Raw genomic sequence first — 20978 nt, 5'->3', positions numbered from 1 at the left:
GCACCGTTCAGGGGCGCTCCGTCACAGGTCCGTAAGACCCGTACTCCGCGCCGCCCAGCGCTGTTCGACCTTGCCGAAGCGCCAGTACGCGAGGGCGATGGCCCACACCACCACGAACAGGCCGACGATGACGAAACCGACGTTGTCGAGGTCGAGACCCGAGATCCAGCCCGTGACCGCGTCGTTCAGGTCGAGCTTCTCGTGCAGGACGCCGACGAGTTCGATGGTGCCGATGAGGAAGGCGACGGCGATCGACAGTCCGGTGATGGTGAGGTTGTAGTAGACCTTGCGGACGGGGTTGGAGAACGCCCACTGGTAGGCGAAGTTCATGAACGTGCCGTCGAGCGTGTCGAACAGGCTCATGCCGGCCGCGAACAGCAGCGGCAGGCACACGATGGCGTACCAGGGCAGGCCGGCGGCGGCGCCGCTGCCCGCCATCACCATCAGGGTGACCTCGGTGGCGGTGTCGAAGCCGAGGCCGAAGAGGAAGCCCAGCGGGTACATCTGGCCGGGGCGGGTGATGGAGCGCGTGAAGCGGCCGAGGATGCGGTTCATGAAGCCGCGCGAGTCCAGTTGCTGTTCCAGCTCGGCCTCGTCGTAGCGGCCCTCGCGCATGGCGCGGAAGATGCGCAGGATGCCTGCGAGGGCGACGAGGTTGAGGGCGGCGATGAGGTAGAGGAAGCCGCCGGAGACGGTGGTGCCGACGACACCGAGCGTCTGGTGGGTGGTGGAGTTCTCGTTCATCAGCGTCCCGGCCAGGTGCGTGCCCCCGGCGACCAGGGCGGCCATGATGACGACCACGCTGGAGTGGCCGAGCGCGAACCAGAACCCGACCGAGACCGGACGCTTGCCGTCCGCCATCAGCTTGCGGGTGGTGTTGTCGATGGCGGCGATGTGGTCCGCGTCGAACGCGTGCCGCATGCCGAGGGTGTAGGCGGTGATGCCGAGCCCGACGCCGTAGACCTTGGAACCCACGGTGTAGTGGTTGGGGACGACGAGCAGGAGGAGCACGCCGAAGGCTATGACGTGCAGTGCGGCTAGGACGGCCAGCAGGCCGGCGGTGCGCACGGTGTCCTGGCGGCGCCATTGGAAGGACGGCGGTGTACTGCGGGGGGTCTCTGTGGTGGGCAGAGTCATCTGCGGGTCACGCTCCAGCACCTCGTGGATCAGTTCGTGAGATGCCGTGGCCGGTCTCCTGGCTTACGGGTCCGTACGCGCCCGCCCCTGCCTTCCCGGCCGCCGGATGCGGCCAGTGGCACCGCGCGCCCCGCAAGGGACGTACGGAAAAGGGCGGAAGCTCCCCGATCACAGTGGCGAGGGCCGCTCCGGAATGGGGCCACAAAGGCCCGCCACCGGTCTTCCCGAACACCACGGCCGGGCCACCCTAACGCCCTGACCTCAGGCGGAGGCAAAGATGTGGCAATTGCCATGCCCATGCAGCGGAACGGGTACCGACACTTCTGTGCCGGGGTCCGCATGTGATGGACGGTCACGCAGGCCGGTGCTACGAGTGCAGCAGTGGGCGACGAGAGAGGGCTGACCGCCATGGCAGCAGAAGACAGAGACCGCAAACCCGGCGTACCGGAGCCCGGCTTCGAGCGCCGCATCGGGCTGTTCCAGGCGACGGCCATCAACATGAGCCAGATGTGCGGGATAGGGCCCTTCGTCACCATTCCGCTCATGGTCACGGCCTTCGGCGGCCCGCAGGCCGTCATCGGCTTCGTCGCGGGCGCCGTGCTGGCCCTCGCCGACGGGCTGATCTGGGCCGAGCTGGGGGCCTCCCTGCCGGGCGCGGGCGGCAGTTACGTGTATCTGCGGCAGGCCTACCAGTACCGCACCGGCAAGCTGATGCCGTTCCTGTTCGTCTGGACGGCGATGCTCTTCATCCCGCTCGCGATGGCCACGGGCGTCATCGGCTTCGTGCAGTACCTCGGTTACCTGTGGCCCGGGATGACGCAGACCCAAGGGGACGTCACCGGGCTGGTGTTCCTCGCGGTGGTCGTCGCGCTGCTGTGGCGGCGGGTGGAGAACATCGCGCGGATCACCGCCGTGCTGTGGGGGGTGATGCTCGCCTCCATCATCCTCGTCATCATCGCGGCCTTCACCCACTTCAGCCCCCACCTCGCCTTCACCTACCCCGCCCACGCCTTCGCCGTGACGACCAACCACTTCTGGCTGGGCTTCGCCGCGGGCCTGACGATCGGCATCTACGACTACGGCGGCTACAACACGGCCGCGTACATGGGCGCCGAGATCAAGAACCCCGGGCGCACCCTGCCGCGTGCCATCGTCTGGTCCATCTTCGGCATCATGGCGGTCTATCTGCTGCTGCAGATCGGCACCCTCGGGGTCGTCGACTGGCACGAGATGCTGGACCCGAACTCCACGGCCGGCTCCTCCGTGGCCTCGGCGGTGCTGGAGCGGACGTGGGGCAGGCGCGCCGCGGACGTCGTCACCGTGCTGATCCTCGTCACCGCCTTCGCCTCGGTCTTCACGGGGCTGCTGGGCGGCTCCCGGGTGCCCTACGACGCCGCGCGGGAGAAGGTCTTCTTCCGCCCCTTCGGCACCCTGCACCCGCGGCACCGCTTCCCGGTGCTGCCGCTGGTGACGATGGGGGTCATCGGCGCGATCGGCTTCCTGATCGGGCGTCACACCGACCTCAACACGCTGATCCAGCTGCTGACCACCGTCATGGTGATCGTCCAGGCACTGTCCCAGGTGCTGGCCGCCACCGTGCTGCGGCACCGCCAGCCGGGCCTGCGGCGGCCGTACCGGATGTGGCTCTACCCGCTGCCCAGCGTGGTCGCGGCGGCGGGCTGGATCGTCATCTACGGCTACGCGGACCGCAGTTCCCCGGGGCGGCACCCCATCGAGTGGTCGCTGGTGTGGGTCGCGGCGGGCTGCGTGGCGTTCGTGCTGTGGTCGGCGTACGAGAAGGTGTGGCCGTTCGGGCCGCGGGAGATCAGCGAGGAGTACCTCCACCCCGTCGCCGCGAGCGGCGAACCCGAGGACGACCCCGGCAGCACCGAACCCGCGTCCGCCTGACGGCGGCCGGCCCCGCGGCCGCCCGCCTTGATCACCTTTGTCCGGCCCGACAGCGGCTTCGTGGCCGAACGGTGATAAAACGGCACCCATGCCCGTGACCTCCGCTCCCGCCTCCAGCCCCCCTGCCGCCTCGCCACGCCGGCTGCTCTGGCACCGGCTGATATTCGGGCTCTGTTACCGGCCCGTCGACGTGCTCGACGAGGCCCGGGACCGGAGCGTCTGGGGGGCGGCCATGTTCCTCAGCCTGCTGTGCGGGGCGCTGGGGACGCTGGGCAAGGACTCCTTCTGGGTCCAGTGGGGCGTGAGTCCCGTCCTCGCCCTGGAGGCCATGGCCATCGCCTCCGGGGTGACGCTGGTGGCCACCCTGTTCCTCGGCGCCGTCACCCACGCCATCGCGCGGCGCCTGGGCGGCAACGGCAGGTTCGCGCCGACCACCGGCCTGTTCGCCGTCGTCTTCTGGGCGACGGACCTGCCGCGCCTGTTCCTCAACACCTGGCTGCCGGTGGACTCCGTGCCGGTGCGGGCGGCCGCCTCCGTCACCGCGGTCTTCGGCTGCGTGATCGCCACGCTGCTGATCCGCGGTCAGCACCACCTGCCCACGCACAAGGCCGTGGCCTCGGTGGCGATCCAGATGGCGGCGGCGGTGGCCCTGCTCAAGTTCCCGCCGGGAAGCGCCTGACGGACCGGCGTACGGTCCGGTGCGCGAAGGCCCGCCCGGTGCGACGGGGGATGCACACCGGGCGGGCTCGAGAACAGTTCTACCTCATCAAGGATGGGGTATGCACCAAAAACCTGTTCGCTTTGTCGATTACCAGCGAACGGGGAGCGAAATCAGGCCACGCGCCCGGACGGCCGGACGCCACCTCAGCTGTTCCCTCGGAACGTCGAGTTCCAGCGTCCCGAAGCGCTCCAGCAGCGCCGCCAGCGCCGTCTCCGTCTCCATCCGGGCCAGCGGAGCGCCCAGGCAGTAGTGGATGCCATGGCCCAGCGCCAGGCTCCCCGATCGGTCCCGCCGCAGGTCAAGGCGGTCGGGGTCGGGAAAGTGGTGCGGATCGCGGTCGGCCGAGGCCAGCGACAGCAGCACCGTCTCCCCGGCCGGCACGGTCACCCCGCCGATCTCTACGTCCTCCAGCGGGAAGCGGCGGATGGCCAGCGCCGCGGGTCCTTCCCAGCGCGCGAACTCCTCGACGGCCGCTCCGAGACCGTCCGGATTCGTTCGCAGCTCCTGCAGCAGTTCCGGGTGATCGAGGAGGGCCAGCACCGCGTTGGCGATGAGATGGACCGTGTTCTCGTACCCGGCGAAGAGGATGAGGAAGGCCAGCGAGGTCAGTTCGTCCCCGGACAGGGTGTCCCCGTCGTCCTGCACCGCGATCATGTCCGAGAGCAGGTCGTCGCCCGGCGCGGCCCGCTTGGCCGCGATCAGGTCCGTGAGGAAGCGCATCATGCTGCCGATCGCCTCCTTCATCAGGTGCGGACGCTCCGGGTCCGGCGTCATCAACCGGTCGGTCCAGGACCGGAAGTCCGGCCGGTCCGCCTGCGGGACGCCGAGCAGGTCGCAGATGACGGCGATGGGCAGCGGCCCCGCGTAGGCGGTCAGCAGATCCGCCCGGCCCGCGCCCTCGACCGCGTCCAGGAGGTCGTCGGCGATCCTCCGCACCGGCTCCCGGAGCCGCTCGACCCGGCCCGGGGTGAAGGCCTTCGCCACCAGGCGGCGCACCCGGGTGTGGTCCGGCGGGTCCATGTTCAGCAGGTTGGCGTCCAGGGCCGGGGGCAGTGAGAAGCCCGCGTAATTGCCGGGCGCGGCATGGCGCTTGTCCAGCGAGAGCCGGGGGTCGGCGAGGCCCCGGCGGACGTCCTCGTAACGCGTCACCAGCCAGGCGGGGCGGCCGTCGGTGCCGGTGATCCGGTGTACGGGGGCCGCTGCGCGGAGCCGCGCGTACGTCCCGTAGGGGTCCTCGATGAGCGGGGCGACGTCGATGGGTTGCATGGCACCTGACCCTATGTGTCCGGCTGGTCGCGCCCGCGCGGCGGAGCCGCATGATGTTGCAGCCCCGCGCCCCTTTCGGGGCGCGGGGTCTGCGGCGCAGGCGGCCTTGACCCCCGTCCAGGGCCGCCTCGTCCAGTTCACGCCGTCAAGGACGGCGTGCCGCGCTGATCTCCCGGAGTTCGTCGAGCACGGAGTCCACCAGCGGGTCGTGGTAGACGTCCGCGACACGGGCCAAGTGCTCGTGCTCCTCGGCCGGATCGGCGCTCACCGTCATCACGACGCTGTCCGCGTGGGGCGTCGCGACGTGCCCGGTGACCTGGTTGGCGAGGCCGCGGCGGAGCGCCGCCGCCTCCACCGCCGCGGCGAGCCGGTGCTCGTCCAGCCCGGCGGCCTGTGCCCGACGCCGGGCCACGTCGAGCGTCATGGGCTCGACATGGCGCCGGATGCCGCGCTGGATGTCCCGGATCTCGGCCATGCGCCGGTTGGCGCGCCACTCCAGATCGGCGAACGGCCAGCGGCCCGACCAGCGGGACTCCTCGATGGTGACCTCGGGAGCATGGGCGGTGACCTCCTCCCACAGCGGCTGCAGCCGCCGCAGCCGGCGCCAGGCGGCCACGCGGGGGCCGACGGCCGGCAGCGAGAAGCCCAGCAGGACGAGCAGCGCGGCGACCGAAGCGCTCATCGGCGCCACGCCGTTGGAGAGCCAGTACACGTCGTGGCCGGCCCAGCTGAGCACGAAGCCGGTGAGCTTGCACAGGCAGTACAGCAGGCCCAGCCAGCAGCCGGCGGCCAGCGTCCGCAGCCCCTTGGAGAGCCAGGAGCGGCCGATGCGGCGGGCGTAGCGCGGGCACAGCCAGCCGAGTCCGGCGAGGCTCGTCCCGAAGACGGCCAGGTACAGCACCAGGAAGGCGACGACGCCGGGGGCGTCCGCGTAGGCGGTGCTGAAGTCGCGCGGATGCTCCACGGCGTCGGGGCGTCCGACCGCAAAGCACACAATGGCCGCTGCCCAGGCCACCGCCACGACGGCCACCGCGAACCGGGACCGGGAGGCGGCGCGGGCGTGGGCCTCCTCGTCGCCGCGGCTGGTCCAGCGCAGCAGCAGCACGGTGGCGCCGGAGGCGAACAGCACGACGGCCGAGTAGAGGAACACCATGGCCAGGTTGGCCACACCGGTCAGCCGGTCGAAGGCGCGGTAGACGCTGGGCGCCGAGAACAGGAAGACGACGGGCACGCCCGCGGTCATCAGCGCGGTCAGCCCCAGGTCGACGTTGCCGCGGTCGCGGAACCAGGCGCGGGCCTTGTAGCCGACGATGGCCCAGGTGACGGCGCTGAAGGTCAGGTAGAGGGCGTCAAAGAACACCGGCACCGCCTTCCGCCGGCCCGCCGCCGGTCTCGCGGATCTGCTTCCGCACGTGCTGCAACGCGGGCCCGAGCGAGGCGGCGAGTTCGGCCGCCTGCCCCTCCAGCAGGGCCTCCTGGCCCGGCGGCGGGGGCACGACGCGCGCCATCAGCAGGGTGCCGAGGATCTCGGTCTCGCGCTCGGTGAGGTTGTCGTAGCAGTGGTGGCGGGCGAGGCCCATGGTCAGGCCCATGCGCCGCATGGCGGTGGCCACGTCGACGGACGGGGTCCACACCTTGAGCGCGTCCTCGGTGACGGCCGGGTCCTGGTCGTGGCCCAGGAGCAGGTGGCCGATCTCGTGCAGCACGATGTGCACCTGGTGCCAGGGGGAGGTCTTCTGCTCGTAGACGATCCAGAACGCGTCGTCCGTGGTGGCCGTCATGCCGGAGACCACCCCGTCCAGGCTCATCGGCACCAGGTGGATGGGCCGGCCCACGTGGCGCGCGACGGCGTCGCACATGCCCTGGAGATCGGCAGACGCGGGCAGCGCGAGCTCATGGATGAGCTGCTTGCACCGCCGTCGTATCCGCCCCACTCGCATGCCTCCTGCACCGTCCTCGTCCTCGGTACGCCGCCAGTACGTGAAGAGCCGCTCCTCGTGCGCTTCTGCCGTGACGGTCACGGGTGTTCCCCTCCCCCCGTGCCCGGCGGGTCGGCGGGGAGGTTCATCTGCTGCCGGAACTGGCAGATGATGGTGGTCAGGCTGTCCTGCACCTCCGGCGGGAGTCCCACCGACCGCAGGGCGATCGCCCGTACGCGCTGATCCCTCATGGCGACGAGGAAGCGGACTTCCTCCTCGACCCGTGCGGCCTGGGAGGCCGACAGATCCCCCATCAGGTAACCGACGGGCACGGCAAAGAATTTCGCCAGCGCCCGCAGCACGTCCGGGCTGGGGTTGGCCCGCTTGCCGTTGCGCAGCATCGACAAGTACTGCTCGGTCAGCGAGACGCCGCCGTACTCCCCGGCCCCGCGGCTGATCTCCTCGGCCACGTGCCCGTTGGTGTACGGCGCCCCCGGCGGGTGCATGTTCGCGAACAGGTAGTTGAGCCGCTGCGCGAGCGGACTGCCCTTCTCACGTGCCGTCCTGTCCGGCCTTTCCCCCCCGACTGCCATCTGCCCCGTCCCCGTTCGTGCGAGCCCTGCTGTCCTGCTGTCCTGCCGTCTTTCACGGCCAGTTAAGCCTGGACCGGCCGCGATGGGCATCGTGCCACGGGATGCGCGGCGAGCACTAGTCCGTCCCTGGTTACGAGGAGGTGAAGGACTTAACCGGGGGTTGAGGACGGGGGTGAGGGCGGAGCCGGCAAGGACGCGTCGAGGAGGCTGCAAGGATTCCGCCACACCGCGCGGGGATTCCCGCCCTCACACGAAGCAGGCGCGCGGGCGCGGGGAACCGCGCCGGGCGCGCCGGGATTCATGGGGGAGGGTGTCATGTCTGCTTCTCGCGGACACACGCAAGCGCAGGCGGACCCGGCGGACCGGTGGCTCACGCTGCCGGGCCGGAAACGGGTCCTGGTCGTCGTGCACACGGTCACCTACGGGCAGCGGCTGCACGACGTGTTCTCGCTCCTGGAGGGCGACTTACGCATCCAGGTGGTCTTCACGGTGGCCCCGCACGCGCTCGGCGAGGGCGCCGTCGGGTATCTGCAGGGCCTGGGGGTGCCCGTGCTGCCCTGGAGGGAGGCGGTGCGGACCGAGTTCGACCTGGCGCTGGCCGCGGGGTCGCGGGGGATCGACAGGCTCCGCGCCCCGGTCGTCCGGCTGTCCCACGGCGCCGGGCACATCAAGCTGGTGCGCGACGGTACGACGGCGCCGCCCGCCGAGCGTCCGACGGGCATGCTCAGCCGCCCGTACCTGACCCGGGGCGGCCGGGTCGTCCCGGCGGCCATAGCCCTCGCCCACGAACGGGACCTGGCGGAGCTGACGCGCTGGTGCCCCGAGGCCGCCCCCGTGGCGGAGATCGTCGGGGATCCCTGCCACGACCGGATCGTCGCCAGCCTTCCGCACCGCGCGCGGTACCGCAGGGCGCTGGGGCTCGGACCGCGGCAGCAGCTGGTGGCGGTGACCACCACCTGGGGCCGCTCCTCGTCCTTCGGCCGCTTCGACGCCCTGCTGCCGCGACTGATCGGCGAACTGGCCCCCGAGCGCTACCGGGTGGCCGTCCTCATCCACCCCAACGTGTGGGCCGGGCACGGGGACTGGCAGGTCCGCACCTGGCTGGAGAGCTGCCGGAGGCGCGGGGTGACGCTGGTGCCGCCGGAGACGGACTGGCAGGCGCTCCTGGTCGCCGCCGACGCCGTCATCGGCGACCACGGCTCGCTCACCTCCTACGCCACCGTGACCGACGCGCCCATCCTGCTGGCGCGCTTCCCGGAGCGGGAGGTCAGCCCGTCCTCCCCCGCCGCCGCGCTCGCCCTGGCGGCCCCCGCCCTCTCGCCCCTCCACCCGCTGGAGCCGCAACTGCGCTACGCCGCAGCGGAGTACCGGCGGCACGAGTACGAGCGGGTCGCGGCGCTGCTCACCTCCGAGCCCGGCCGCTTCGACCGGCTCATGCGCGCGCTGATGTACCGCCTGCTCGGCCTGGGCCGGCCCGCCTACGCGCCGGTCACCCGCCCCGCCGCGACCCCGCCGCCGCTGGAGCCCTCTCCGGCGCTCCGCACCGGGCGGCGGCCGTGACGGCGGGCACGGCCGCGCACCCGCCGGGGCGCCGCCGGGAAGGTGACGTGCACTGGTGCGCGGACCCGGACGCCCGGCGGGACGGGCCCTGGGCGGACTGCGCCGACGTGCTGCACTGCAGCCGTCCGGCACCCGGCACCGGGGCGGCGGTGCGGCGGGCCCGGCGGCTGCTGCACCGTCATCCGGGCTGTCTGCTGGTGGCGGTTCCGTGCGCGGAGAACGGGTACGTCATCGGGCTGCGCGACGGACGGTTCCTCGCGGCGGCTCCGGACGCCGGGACCGCCCGCGGCATGACCGGCCGGGAGGCCTGTGCACTGGCGTCCTTCCTCTACGGCCGGCTGGTCACGGGCCGGTCACCGGAGCGGCCGACCACCGTGGTGCTCTCGGGCGCGGGCCGGACGCTGCGGCTGCGCCTGGCAGTTCTGGCGTGATGCCGACGGCCCCGGGGCCTCGGGCTCAGTCCGGTGCCCCGGGGCCGGTGGCGCCGGTTTCGTGAAGCCGGGCTCTCAGCCGCGTCGCGTCGGAGGGGCTGATCGGTTCGTAGCGTTCCAGTGACCGGGCGAACCACCGGCGGGCCTCCGTGAGGTCGGCCGCGTCCCCTGCCACCAGCCCGATCATCTCCATTGTGCGGGCCTGCCAATGCAGGGATCCGGCGGCCTCGAAGTCGGCCAGAGCTTGCAGGAGTTGCCGGGTGCCCGTCCGCGGGTCCCCGGCACGGGCCGTGGCCCGGCCCAGGTGGGCGAGGGCCCGGGCCGCGTCGTAGGGGTCGGACTCCGCCACGAGTTCGGCCCGGGCCCGCGAGAGGTGGACGACCGCCGCCCCGGGTCCGTTCCGCGCCAGGGCCGTCTCACCCAGGCTCAGCCGGGACAGTGCCGCGCCGCGCCGGTACCCGATGGCCTCGCGCAGGGCGAGGGCGCGGGAGAAGAACTCCTCCGCCTCCTGCAGGCGGCCGGCGCCGAGATGCGCCTTGCCCAGTCCGTGCAGGGCCTGCGCCTGCTGGCGTACGTCCCCGTCCGCGGCCGCCAGGGCGAGCGCATCGGCGAACCACTGAGCCGCCTCGTCGAACCGGCCCGCGTTGCACAGCCCGTTGCCGCCCGAGGTCAGCATCCTCCCCTCGCCCGCGCGGTCACCCGCCCGCCGCGCCGCCGCGAGCCCCGCCTCGTGGGCCTCCGTCCACAACTCGTAGGGCCGCAGCCGGAGGAAGAGCGGCCACATCGCGTCGGCGAGCTGCCATGCGCTGCCGTCCCAGCCCGCCTCGACGGCCAGCCGCAGGGCCGCCATGAGCGTGGTGCGGTGCTCGTCCAGCCAGGCGAGGGCCCCGGCCGGTGCGTCGAACGGCACGGGGCCGGCCGGCGGGTGGGCATAGTCGCGCACGAGCGTGCGATGGCTGGGGGTGAGCAGTTCCTCGGCGGAGGTGGCGGTGGCGAGGCACCAGTCGACGAACCGGCGGCGGATCCGCGTCCGTTGCTCCTCGGGCACCTCGGACTCCGCGCAGCGGCGCGCGTGTTGACCGACGAGGTCGTGGAAGCGGTATCCGCCCGTGCCGAAGTCCTCGAGCAGGTTCGCCTCGACCAGCCGGCCCAACAGGTGCTCCGCCTCCTCCGGCACCGATCCGCCCGCGGCGGCGACCAGATGGGCGTCGTAGTGCGCGAGCGGCAGCAGGCCCAGACACCGGTAGACGCAGGCGGTCCCGGAGTCCAGGACGCCGTAGGAGGCGTCGAGTGCGGTGCGCACGGCCGTCTCCCCTTCGACGCTGAGCACGTCCAGCGGGCCCCGGCCGCGCTCCAGCGCGGAGGCCAGCGCCGACACCGGGCGCCGTGGCCGGGCGGCGAGCTGGGCGGCGGCGAGGCAGACCGCGAGCGGCAGGCACGCGCACAGGCTCACGACCTGACGGGCCGCTCCGCAGTCCTGCGCGACCCGGTCCGCACCGACGCCGCGGCGGAACAGCTCCAGGGCCGCGGCCGGATCGAGCATGCCGACCTGGTGGAACGCCGCGCCTTCGAGCACCAGCCCGGTCAGCCGCTGCCTGCTCGTGACCACCACGAGGCCGCCCGGGGCGGCGGGCAGCAGCGCGCGCACCTGCGCGGCCGACAGGGCGTTGTCGAGCATGACGGCCAGCCGCAGCTCGGCGGTCAACGACCGCCACAGGGCGACCTGTTCCTCGAGGGCAGCGGGAATGGCGGTCACTCCCAGGGCGCGCAGGAAGGCCGCCAGCGCCTCCGACGGCCGCATCGGACCGGTCGGCGCGTAGGCCTGCAGGTCGGCGTAGAGCTGGCCGTCGGGAAACTCGCCGGGCATGCCGCTCAGCCAGCGGGTGACGAGCGTCGTCTTGCCGACCCCCGCCGGGCCGCTGACCACGATCAGCCGTGGTGCGGAACCGCGTTGGGACGCGCGCAGGGCGTCGAGCACCCGCAGATCGCCGACCCGGTCGGTGAAGTGCGCCGGCACCGGCGCGAGCTGGCGCGGCGTGGGCGGCGGCAGCGACGGCGCCGCCGTGTGATGCAGATGGACGCCGCCGTGGATGTCGCGGGCCTGCACGGCGGAACCGTCCACCCGCGCCGCGCGCCCCAGGGCGTTGACATGCCGCGCAGTGATCCCCTCGGCCGTCGGCTCGTCCTCTCCGAGCGAGTCCGCCATGCCCTCCCCTGCCTGCCGACCCCTTGCCCCGAGGCACACGCGCCGCCTCCCGGCAACCGATGGCCCGAGCACTACCCATCTCCGACCGGATCCGACCGTCCGTGACGGTACCGACGGCGATTCACGGCCAGTACCGACCCCCTCACAATCTGGTCCATGGTTTGACGCTATGTCATGCTCAACCCCCGAGATAGCCGTCCCGTGAGGAAGGGGCGCAGATGGAGTTCCGCCTGTTGGGCACCATCGAACTGCGGGCCGGTGACCGGCGCAGCACACTCGGCTCCGGCAAGGAACGCTGCACTCTCGCGGCCCTCGCGTACGACGTGGGCCGCCCGGTCAGCCTGGACACCCTGGTCCACCGGGTCTGGGACGACGAACCCCCGCTCCGCGCCCGGGAAGGCCTCTACACCTACATCTCGCGCATCCGCTCCGCGCTCCGCCGGATCGGCGGGCCGGGCGCGCCCCGGCTGACCATGCAGGCGCACACCTACGTGCTGGAGGCCGACCCGGAGTCCGTGGACCTGCGCCGCCATGCCGCACTCACCGCGCAGGCCCGCGCCCTGGCCGGTGGCAGCGACGCCCAGCAGGTGCTGGGCCTCCTGGACGAGGCGGCCCGGCTGTGGCGGGGCGAGCCCCTGGCCGGGCTGCAGGGCTCCTGGGCCGCGCACGTCCGGGCCGCGGCCGAGGCCGCGCACCTCGCGGTCACCGTCACCCGGGCCGGACTGGGCATGCGGCGGGGCCGCTTCGCGGAGGCCGTCCCCGATCTGTCGGCACTGGCCGGCCGGTATCCCACGGACGAGACCCTGGCCGGACACCTTGCGCTCGCACTGCACGGATCCGGCCGCACCGCCGAGGCCATGCTCCTCCTCCAGCAGGTCACCCGCCGACTCGTGAACGAGCACGGCACCGACCCCGGCGAGGAGCTCCGGCGCATTCAACAGGGCGTCCTGGGCGGCGTCCCCGCCCTGCACCTGATCCCGCACCCGGGCGCGTCCGGCACGGACACGGAGCGCGCCCCGGTCCCCGACAACCTGCCGCGCGACGTGCCCTGGGTGGGGCGCGCCGCGGAGCTGGAGCGGCTGACGACGGCCATGGCGCCGGACGGCGGCGGACCCCGCGCCGTCGTCGCCCTGGAGGCGATCGACGGGATGGGCGGTGTCGGCAAGACCTCGCTCGCCGTCCATGCCGCGCACGAGCTGCGCGACCGCTTTCCCGACGGCCGCATCTACCTCGACCTGCGGGCCCACGCGACCTTCCAGGAACCCCTGGGCCCGGAGGCGGCGCTGGGCCGGCTGCTGCGGCTGCTCGGCATCCCGGCCACGGACCTCCCCCTCTTTCTGGACGAGTTGACGGCTCTGTGGCGCACCATGCTGGCCGACCGGAGGGCCATCGTCATCCTGGACGACGCGGCGGGGCCCGACCAGGTACGGCCGCTGCTCCCGGGCCTCACCCCCTCCCAGGTCATCATCACCAGCCGCCGCAGGCTGACCGGACTGCCCGGCGTCAGGCCCATCTCCCTGGACGTGCTCGCGCCCGCGGAGGCCATCACCCTCTTCAGCGACCGTGTGGGCGCCCGCTGTTGTGCGGACGCCCCGGAAACGGCCGAGATCGTGCGCCTGTGCGGCTACCTCCCGCTCGCCATCGAGATGGCGGCGAGCCGCTTTCTGGCGCACGGTTCGTGGACCGCGCACGACCTGGTCGCCCGGCTCGCGCGTCTGGACCGCCTCGCCGAGATCCGCGACGGCCACCGTGACCTGGCCCGCACCTTCGCCTTCTCGTACCGGTCGCTGACCCGCGTGCAGCAGACCGTCTTCCGCAGGCTCAGCCTGCACATCGGCTCCGAGTTCGGCGCGTACGCGGCCGCGGCGCTCACCGGACTGACGCTCGACGACACCGAGCGGGTCCTGGAGGACCTCCTCAACTGCCATCTGCTGGAGGAACCCACACCGCACCGCTACCGCATCCACGACCTGCTGCGGGAGTACGCCCGGACGCTCGCCGCCGCCGAGTGCGACGACGGCGAGCGGGACGGACTGGCCGTCCACCGGCTGCTCGACTTCTATCTGGACTGCGCGGACCGCGCCGACCGCATGCTCTTCCCGCACCGCCCGCGCACCCCCGTGACGCTCCTCCGCCCTCCGGCGGCGGCACCGTCGTGGCTCGACCCCGTGGGCCCGCAGGAGTGGTTCGCCACCGAGGCCGCCAACCTCCTGGCCGCACTCGAGTACGCGCACGAGTACGCCCCGCCCCGGCAGGCGGCCCTGCTCGCCCATGCGCTCGGCGGATTCCTGGACGCCGAGGGGCTGTGGGCCGTGGCCGAGCCGCTGCACCGGCAGGCGGTCGGCCACTGGCTGGAGACGGGTGACCGCCGGGCCGAGGCCCGTTCCCTGGTGGACCTGAGCGTGGTGCACACCCGCGGCACGCACTACGAGGAGGCCATCCGCTGTGCCAGACGGGCCCGCGAACTCGCCCGCGCCACGGGGGACCTCACCACCGAGCCGGAGGCGCTGCACCGGCTGGCGCTCCCCCTCTCCTACACCGCACGCGACCACGAGGCGCTGGCCCACCAGCAAGAGGCCCTGCTGATCCTGATGCAGACCGGCGACCGATTACAACAGGCCCACAGCCTCAACAACATGGGCATCATGCTGCTCAACCTGGGCCGCCACCAGGAGGCTCTCGACTGCTTCCGCGATGCGCTCGGCCGCTTCCATGAGGTCGACGACCGCCGGGGCCAGTGCCGGATCCTCAACAACCTCGGCGAGATCTACAGCCTCCTCGGGGAGCACGAACGGGCGGCCCGCTCCTACACACAGGCCCTGGCCCTGGCACGGGCCGGCGGCAACCGCGCATACCGGGCGACCGTCGAGATGAACCTGGCACAGGTCCTGATCGAATCCGACGACATCGCATCCGGCGAACAGCCGCACGTTCTGTGCCGCAGGGCCCTGGCCACCTTCCGCAGCATGGGCGACCGGCGCCACGAGTCCATCGCCCTCAACGCCCTCGGCAACGCGCTGAGATGCGCCGGTCACGACGACGAGGCGCTGGCCCACCATGCGGCGTCCCTCGCCCTGGCCCGACGCATCGGCGCCCCGCACGAGGAGGCCCACGCCCTGCGCGACCTCGCCCTGACCGAGATCCGCACCGGCCGACTCCGAAACGCCGCGGGGCACCTGGCCGACGCCCTCACGATCAACCGGCGCGTCCATGCCCGTCTGGAGGTGGTCATGACGCTCGAAGTCCTGGCCGAGCTGCGCATACGGACCGGAGACCCGGACACCGCGGACGCACTGCGCCGCGAGGCGGGGGCGCTGCGCGAGCGGCTGGGGAGGCCGGGGCCCGATCAAGCTCGCGATGAAGTTCGCGACGTTGCGATCAATACCGATCAACTTGGCAGGGGTCCCTAGTCTGTAAAGCCGCGAGGCGCTACGGTCTTCGCCGTGAGGCCGACGATCTTTCGAAAGCAGCACAACTGTGCGCGGTTTCACGGCAGTTCACACCGACCACATCACGTTAGGAACGTACCTAGTGCTCAGTGCCATCGGTCGACGCGCCTTGGCCGTCGTCCTCACCGCCGTCGCCATGACGACCGTCATCGCAGCAACCCCGGCCGCGGCGGTGTGCATCGCCTCCTGAGCGGGGCCGTCGTACCCGCCGGGAAGCCCGCAAGGCGCCTCGGCGGGCCCGCCCGTCACCGGCTGATCTACGGTTGGCTGCAGCGCAGTGCGCACCGGCAACGGGAAAGGGTGCGGAAAGGGGTTGCAAAGCAACTTGCGAGACGGTGCAGGAAACATACCGCGGGAGCCGGGAGCCGGGAGCCGGGTGATCTGGTGGTGCCGGTGGGCGACGACGCCCGCCGCTGGAAGACCTTTCCGGGCAAACGGACCCTGGTGACGGCAGCGCGCACGGTCACCTCCGCCGTCCGCCTCCTCGAAGTCCTCCCCGCCCTGCTGCACTCGGACCCACGCGTCGACGTCGTGTTCGCCTGTGACCCGGGTTCCGCCTTCGGCAACGGCGTCCCCGACCTGATCCGCGCGGCCGGCGCACGTATGATGCCCTGGGACCAGCTCTCCCGCATCACCTGCAAGCTCATCTTCACAGCCAGCGAGAACCTCGAACTGCCCGACGTCGACTGCCCCGTGCTCGTCCTGCCGCACGGCGTCGGCTTCCACAAGCTCGTCCCCGACGCCCGCGGAACCGGTCGGCGGCTCTCCGGGGTGATGGACGACGCACGTGCCTGGCACACCGTCTCCCACCCCGACCAGCTGTGCCAACTGGACCGGTACCACCCGTCCTTGAGCGCCCGCACCCGCATGGTCGGCGACCCGTGCTACGACCGGCTGCTGGCGTCGTCGCCGCTGCGCGACCGGTACCGGAAGGCGCTCGGCCTGCGCGACGGCCAGCGGCTCGTCGTGGTGAGCTCCACGTGGGGCGAACAGTCCCTGCTCGGCACCGACCCCGGCCTTCCGGCCCGGCTCGTGGGCGCGCTGCCCCTCGACGAATACCGGGTGGCCGCCGTCGCCCATCCCAACGTGTGGGCCGCACACGGCGCCTACCAGGTCCGGCTGGTCGAGGCGGCCGCCCTGCGCGGGGGCCTCCTGCTCGTACCCCCGGAGCGCGGCTGGCAGGCGGCCCTGATCGCCGCGGACGCCGTGATCGGCGACCACGGTTCGGTGACGCTCTACGGAGCGGCGCTCGGCAAGCCCGTCCTGCTCGCGGCGTTCGGCGAGGAGTCCGTACCGGACACGCCCCTGGCCGAACTGAGCCGGATCGCTCCACGCCTGGACCCGCACGGTCCGCTCGCGGCCCAGGTGGAACAGGCGATCGCGGAGCACGACACGGAACGCACGGCGAAGGTCGCAGGCGGCGCCTTCGCCGAACCCGGCCATGCGCTGGAGCGGTTGCGCACAACGTTCTACGAATTGCTGGGACTCCCGGAACCGACCGCCGCACCGCCACCGCTCCACGCGTGGCCCGAGCCGTCCGTGGAGCGACGCGAGGTCACGACGATGTCGGTGCGGACTCTCGTCACCGAGGAGGACGGCGAGTGGACGGTGACCGTGCACCGCCGACCGGGAGCGGGCCCGGCACCGGAGGACTCCGGGGCGGAGTTTCATCACCTGTCCTGCGACGACGGGGAGACGGACCTTCGACTCCGCCCGAGCGCCTCGGTGTTCACGTCACGGGAGTCCGCCGGCTCGGCCGTCGAAGCCGTGCGCCGGGCCCGCGAAAGGCTCGCCGAACTGCGGGGACTCCGGTTGATGACCGTGCCCGTGCCGGGCGGCTGGCTGACCGTGCTGCGCGACGGCCGCATCGTCGAGTCGACGGCGACAGGCCCGTTGACGGACCCGGGCCTCATCGCCGCCGTGGCCTACGCATGCCTGCGCACCGGCCATCCCCTGACAGGAACGGTGACGCTACGCGCCGGGGAGCGCGAGGAGGACGTAACCCTGCGGGTGCGGCCCCGCGCCCCGTAAGGGGCGCGGGGCTCTGCTCATTATGCGGCTCCGCCGCATGGGCGCGACCAGCCACGAACAACCCGCGGCCGCACACACTCAGTCCCCCAAGCCCTCCAGCCGCTCACGCAGTTCCCCGGTACGGGGACTCCCATCCGCCTCATGGATCTCCAGCGCCCTGGTCAAATACCGCCGAAGCCCCGCACGGTCACCCTGCCGAGCAGCAATGCCCGCCAACTCCTCGCTCACCTGCGCCTCGTAGTACACGGCCTGCTGCTCGCGGAGCATCTGCACGGCCCGCTCCAGCACGGCCAGCGCCTCGGCCTCGCGGCCCAGCCGGTCGTGCGCCCGGCCCACTGCGGCCAGCGCCCGCCCCGCCATGCGCGCATCGCCGAGCTCCACCAACTGCTCGTACGCCTCCGACAGCGTGGCCAGTGCCCGCTCCGAGTCGCCCGAGGCGTCCTGCGTGCAGCCCATGAAGTAGCGGGCCAGGGCGGCGCCGCGCCATTCCCGGGCGTCGATGTTCAGCGCGAGGCAATGCTCGTACTCCTGCACGGCCCGGTCCGGGTCGACGTGGTCCCAGTAGCGTCCGGCGAATTCCCGGACGGAGGCGCGCAGTACCGGGTGCCCGGAGGCGTCCGCGAGTCCGACGGCACGGTCGATCTCGCGGCGGGCCCGGTCCGCGGCGCCGACGTCCATCAGGGGCCGGGACAGCAGGCTGCGCAGCCGCGCTTCGGCGGCCCCGTCCCCGGTCCGGGCGGCGGCGTCCGCCCCCAGGGTCCCGGACTCGATCCAGTCGGTGAGGTGCCGGTGGTGGAAGTACAGCGCGGTGAGGGACTCGGCGAGCTGCCACGCCTGCCGGTCCAGGCCGTGCGCGGCGGCGGCCCGCAGGGTGGCCAGGGCGTCCGCCCGCTCGGTCTCCAGCCACGCGAGCGCCGCGTCGCGGGCGCCGGACCCGGTGAAAGGGTCCGGCCGGTCCGCGAGCAGGACGCCGTGGTCGGTGATGCGCAGCCGGCTTCCCATGACGGCGCGGTCGGCGAAGGCTGCTCGGGTGACGTAGTGGTCGACGACCCGGCGCACGACGGCTTCCCTCTCCTCTGTCGGCTCGTCGGCTTCGGCAGTCGCCCGGGCGTGCAGCTGCACGAGGCCGTGGAGGCGGTGCCGGCCGTCCTCGGTGGTCTCCAGGAGGCTCGCGGTATCCAGCACGTCGAGCACGTCCTGCACCGAGGCGGGGTCCCGCCCGTCCGCGGCGGCTGCCGTCCCCGCGTCGAAGGTGCGGACGGGCAGGAGCCCGAGCCGGCGGTGGAGACGGGCCGCGTCGGCCGGCAGGTCCCGGAGGACGACGGAGAGGAGGGCGGTCACGCTGTGCCGCCCGGCGCCCGAACCGATGGACAGCGCGGCCATCCTGCCGCTCTCCTCGGCGAGTTCGGCATCGAGCGCGGCCGGGGTGAGCCTGCGGTGCTGCACCAGCCTCGCCGCGGCGATGTGCAGGGCCACAGGCAGTCCGCCGCAGTGCTGTACGAGCCGGTCCACCGCTTCCGCCTCGCCGCGCAGCCGCTCCTCCCCGCACAGCCGGACGAACAGCTCGCGGCCGCTGTCGGCGCCGAGCGGTTCGAGGGGCATCAGGTGTGCGCCGTCCAGGACGAGCTCGCCCAGGCGGCGGCTGCTCGTGACGAGCACGGCGCTGCCGGGCGCGGCCGGGACCAGTGCGCTGACGTGCGCCGGGTGCGTGACGTCGTCCAGGACGACGAGGAGGCTGCGCCCGGCGGTACGGGTCCGGTAGAGCCCGGAGAGCTCGGCGAGGGTGGCGGGCAGATGCCGGTCCGCCACCCCGAGGGCGCGCAGGCACCGGGCCAGCCCGCCCGCGACGTCCGCACCGCCGGGCTCGCCCCGCAGTTCCGCGAAGTCGACATGGATCTCCCCTCCCGGGTATCGGCCACGCGCCTGCTCCGCCCAGCGGCGGACCGTGGTGCTCTTGCCGACGCCGGGAAGCCCGCTGAGCACGGCGATGCGCGGCGGCCCGCCCTCCCCCTCGGCGAACCAGCTGTCCATTTCGGCCAGTTCGACGGTTCGGTTGACGAAATGCGGTGTGCAGGGCGGTACTTCGTGCGGAATCCCGCGGTCCGCCGGAGCGTGCTCGTGGTGCTCGTATGTCACGCTCCGGGCCTGGATGACCGTGTCGGCGCTGCCCGAGAACTCGTTGCGGACGGTCACGGAAACCCCGCTACCGGCCGGTCCAGTTGATGTCCCGTGCCTGGATCACGGTGCCGGAGATGCGTGCGTTCTCGCCGACCGTGTTCGTCACCCGGCTGTTGTCCACCGACACCTGCAGCCGCGCCGCCTGCTCCTCCCACTCCCGGTACTCCGCGGCGAACCGCGGGTCCTGCCGGGCCTGACCGAAGATCAGCGCCGACAGTTCCTGCACCTGTTCGCGGTCCTGCGGGTCGAGCGGCAGCACCAGCGTGCCGCTGTCGCCCTCCTCCTCGCGGCCGCGGCCGAACGCGCGGCGGACGAGGCCCGTCAGGGACTCCCACGCCTGGCGGCCGGCCTCCGTTCCGACGGAACCCGCCGCAGCCGTCACCGCGGTGGTCACCGCGCCCAAGGACACCGGATCGACCATCAGTCAACTCCCCCACCTGAGCAGCCCCAACAGCTTCTGACGCGCTCAGGCTACCGCGGCCCTCCGACAGGCCCTGTGCGGCGTCCCGGTGAATCCTGTCGCGCCGGGCTCTCGTCACCCGCCTCCCCCGCGTAGGACGATGGCACGCTCGCCTCATCCGACCGTCCTCGCACCAGGGAGGAACCCGTTCATGAGACGCACCGGAAGACCCTCGCCCTCGGCAGGGCCCCTGGCCATACGCGGCTTCACCGCCCTGCTCCTCGCCCTGCTGATGGCGACGCCGTTCACCCCGGCCGCGCAGGCCGCCGGCCGGGCGCCGCACACACGCGCGGCCGCACGTGCGGCCGGCGACTTCTGGACGGCCGAGCGCATGGAGGCCGCCCTTCCCGCCGTCGACGGGCGCCGCGCGGAGCACACCGGCGCGGCGGAGCCCGTACCGCCCAGCCACCCCTTCAACGGGCTGCCGCAAGTGGGCACGTTCTTCTGGACGGACGGCCACAACACCGGCCGCTTCTGCGGCGGCACCGTGGTGCGCAGCCCGCACCACGACCTGGTCGTGAGCGCCGCCCACTGCCTGCGCTCGCCCGATCCCAAGAAGCACTTCTCGTTCGTGCCGCAGTACCACGACGGCCTCAAGCCGCACGGCATCTTCCCGGTCGAGCTCATCTACCTCGACCAGCGTTACTACGATCTCGGCACGAACGGCGGCGCGCGCTGGGACTTCGCGGTCGTGCGGCTCGGGCAGCGCGAGGACGGCGAGGACGTGCAGGAGGCCGTCGGCGGGTTCGACCTGTCCTTCCACCCCGGGTACCGTCACGAGGACGTCCGGCTGATCGGTTACCCGGGCAGCAGCGACGCGAAGTACCCCAAGCCGCTCGACTGCCGCTCCTCGACGCACCGTTACACCAGCACGGACCCGGCCGCACCGGGCGACTTCCTGGAGATCGCGTGCGCGGGTTACGTCGGCGGCACGTCGGGCGGACCGTTCCTGGTGCGCGGACCCTGGGGCTACGAGCTGATCGGGGTCATCGGCGGGTATCACACCGGCGGTGACACACCGGACATCTCCTACAGCTCGTACTTCAACGACGCCCTGCTCGACCTGTACCTGTCCGCGGTCGACGGCGAGCCGCCCGCCCACAAGTGACCGACGCCGTG

At 72.6% G+C, this 20978-nt stretch carries 15 protein-coding genes and 1 riboswitch; of the genes, 7 read left to right on the top strand and 8 right to left on the bottom strand.

Features of this window, described 5'->3' with window-relative positions:
• Nucleotides 1-21: 21 nt before the first annotated feature.
• A complete protein-coding gene (gene nicT, locus ACLHRZ_RS04995) occupies nucleotides 22-1137 on the bottom strand; it encodes a Nickel transporter NicT (protein ID WP_490417005.1) in 1116 nt (371 codons plus the stop codon).
• Nucleotides 1138-1168: 31 nt separating this feature from the next.
• Nucleotides 1169-1388, bottom strand: a riboswitch (cobalamin riboswitch).
• 157 nt (nucleotides 1389-1545) lie between these two features.
• Between nicT and ACLHRZ_RS04990 the strand changes: the two genes are divergently transcribed.
• Both ACLHRZ_RS04990 and ACLHRZ_RS04985 read left to right on the top strand, forming a co-directional pair.
• Nucleotides 1546-3045, top strand: coding sequence for an APC family permease (locus ACLHRZ_RS04990; RefSeq protein ID WP_490417214.1), 1500 nt, complete (start codon nucleotides 1546-1548; stop codon nucleotides 3043-3045).
• Nucleotides 3046-3133: 88 nt separating this feature from the next.
• Entirely contained in the window at nucleotides 3134-3724 is a 591-nt protein-coding gene (locus ACLHRZ_RS04985; protein ID WP_490417004.1) for a YIP1 family protein, read from the top strand.
• A gap of 129 nt (nucleotides 3725-3853) precedes the next feature.
• Here ACLHRZ_RS04985 and ACLHRZ_RS04980 read toward each other — a convergent pair whose 3' ends face one another.
• From ACLHRZ_RS04980 to ACLHRZ_RS04965, 4 genes are all read right to left on the bottom strand, one after another.
• The gene (locus ACLHRZ_RS04980) at nucleotides 3854-5032 is read right to left on the bottom strand and encodes a cytochrome P450 family protein (protein WP_490417003.1); all 1179 of its coding nucleotides are present in this window, start codon (nucleotides 5030-5032) and stop codon (nucleotides 3854-3856) included.
• Nucleotides 5033-5177: 145 nt separating this feature from the next.
• The gene (locus tag ACLHRZ_RS04975) at nucleotides 5178-6392 is read right to left on the bottom strand and encodes an MAB_1171c family putative transporter (RefSeq protein ID WP_490417002.1); all 1215 of its coding nucleotides are present in this window, start codon (nucleotides 6390-6392) and stop codon (nucleotides 5178-5180) included.
• Nucleotides 6382-6966 (bottom strand): hypothetical protein, encoded by a 585-nt coding sequence (locus ACLHRZ_RS04970; protein WP_490417213.1) that lies wholly within the window; start codon nucleotides 6964-6966, stop codon nucleotides 6382-6384. Before ACLHRZ_RS04970 ends, ACLHRZ_RS04975 begins: the two co-directional genes overlap by 11 nt.
• A gap of 83 nt (nucleotides 6967-7049) precedes the next feature.
• Nucleotides 7050-7544 carry a helix-turn-helix domain-containing protein gene (locus tag ACLHRZ_RS04965; RefSeq protein WP_490417001.1) on the bottom strand — a complete coding sequence of 165 codons (495 nt, stop codon included), beginning with the start codon at nucleotides 7542-7544 and terminating at the stop codon, nucleotides 7050-7052.
• 315 nt (nucleotides 7545-7859) lie between these two features.
• Here ACLHRZ_RS04965 and ACLHRZ_RS04960 point away from each other — a divergent pair, with 315 nt between their 5' ends.
• A complete protein-coding gene (locus ACLHRZ_RS04960; RefSeq protein WP_490417000.1) occupies nucleotides 7860-9104 on the top strand; it encodes a hypothetical protein in 1245 nt (414 codons plus the stop codon).
• Nucleotides 9101-9535, top strand: coding sequence for a hypothetical protein (locus ACLHRZ_RS04955; protein WP_490416999.1), 435 nt, complete (start codon nucleotides 9101-9103; stop codon nucleotides 9533-9535). Before ACLHRZ_RS04960 ends, ACLHRZ_RS04955 begins: the two co-directional genes overlap by 4 nt.
• 25 nt (nucleotides 9536-9560) lie before the next feature.
• Here ACLHRZ_RS04955 and ACLHRZ_RS04950 read toward each other — a convergent pair whose 3' ends face one another.
• A complete protein-coding gene (locus ACLHRZ_RS04950) occupies nucleotides 9561-11741 on the bottom strand; it encodes an ATP-binding protein (RefSeq protein WP_490416998.1) in 2181 nt (726 codons plus the stop codon).
• Nucleotides 11742-11959: 218 nt separating this feature from the next.
• On the opposite strand from ACLHRZ_RS04950, the gene ACLHRZ_RS04945 reads away from it, so the two are divergent.
• A complete protein-coding gene (locus ACLHRZ_RS04945) occupies nucleotides 11960-15151 on the top strand; it encodes an AfsR/SARP family transcriptional regulator (RefSeq protein WP_490416997.1) in 3192 nt (1063 codons plus the stop codon).
• A 432-nt stretch (nucleotides 15152-15583) separates the two neighbouring features.
• Nucleotides 15584-17221 (top strand): hypothetical protein, encoded by a 1638-nt coding sequence (locus ACLHRZ_RS04940; RefSeq protein ID WP_490416996.1) that lies wholly within the window; start codon nucleotides 15584-15586, stop codon nucleotides 17219-17221.
• Nucleotides 17222-17299: 78 nt separating this feature from the next.
• On the opposite strand, the gene ACLHRZ_RS04935 is transcribed toward ACLHRZ_RS04940, so the two are convergent.
• The gene (locus ACLHRZ_RS04935) at nucleotides 17300-19414 is read right to left on the bottom strand and encodes a hypothetical protein (protein WP_490416995.1); all 2115 of its coding nucleotides are present in this window, start codon (nucleotides 19412-19414) and stop codon (nucleotides 17300-17302) included.
• Nucleotides 19415-19424: 10 nt separating this feature from the next.
• Complete coding sequence (locus ACLHRZ_RS04930) at nucleotides 19425-19820, bottom strand: hypothetical protein (RefSeq protein ID WP_490416994.1); 396 nt, start codon at nucleotides 19818-19820, stop codon at nucleotides 19425-19427.
• A 190-nt stretch (nucleotides 19821-20010) separates the two neighbouring features.
• Between ACLHRZ_RS04930 and ACLHRZ_RS04925 the strand changes: the two genes are divergently transcribed.
• Nucleotides 20011-20967, top strand: a complete 957-nt coding sequence (locus ACLHRZ_RS04925) for a trypsin-like serine peptidase (RefSeq protein WP_490416993.1) — start codon at nucleotides 20011-20013, stop codon at nucleotides 20965-20967.
• Nucleotides 20968-20978: the final 11 nt, after the last annotated feature.

The sequence above is a fragment of the Streptomyces sp. AM25 genome (assembly GCF_058146165.1).
The sequence above is the reverse complement of the archived record's forward strand: the minus strand, read 5'-3'. Positions and strand labels throughout refer to the sequence as shown.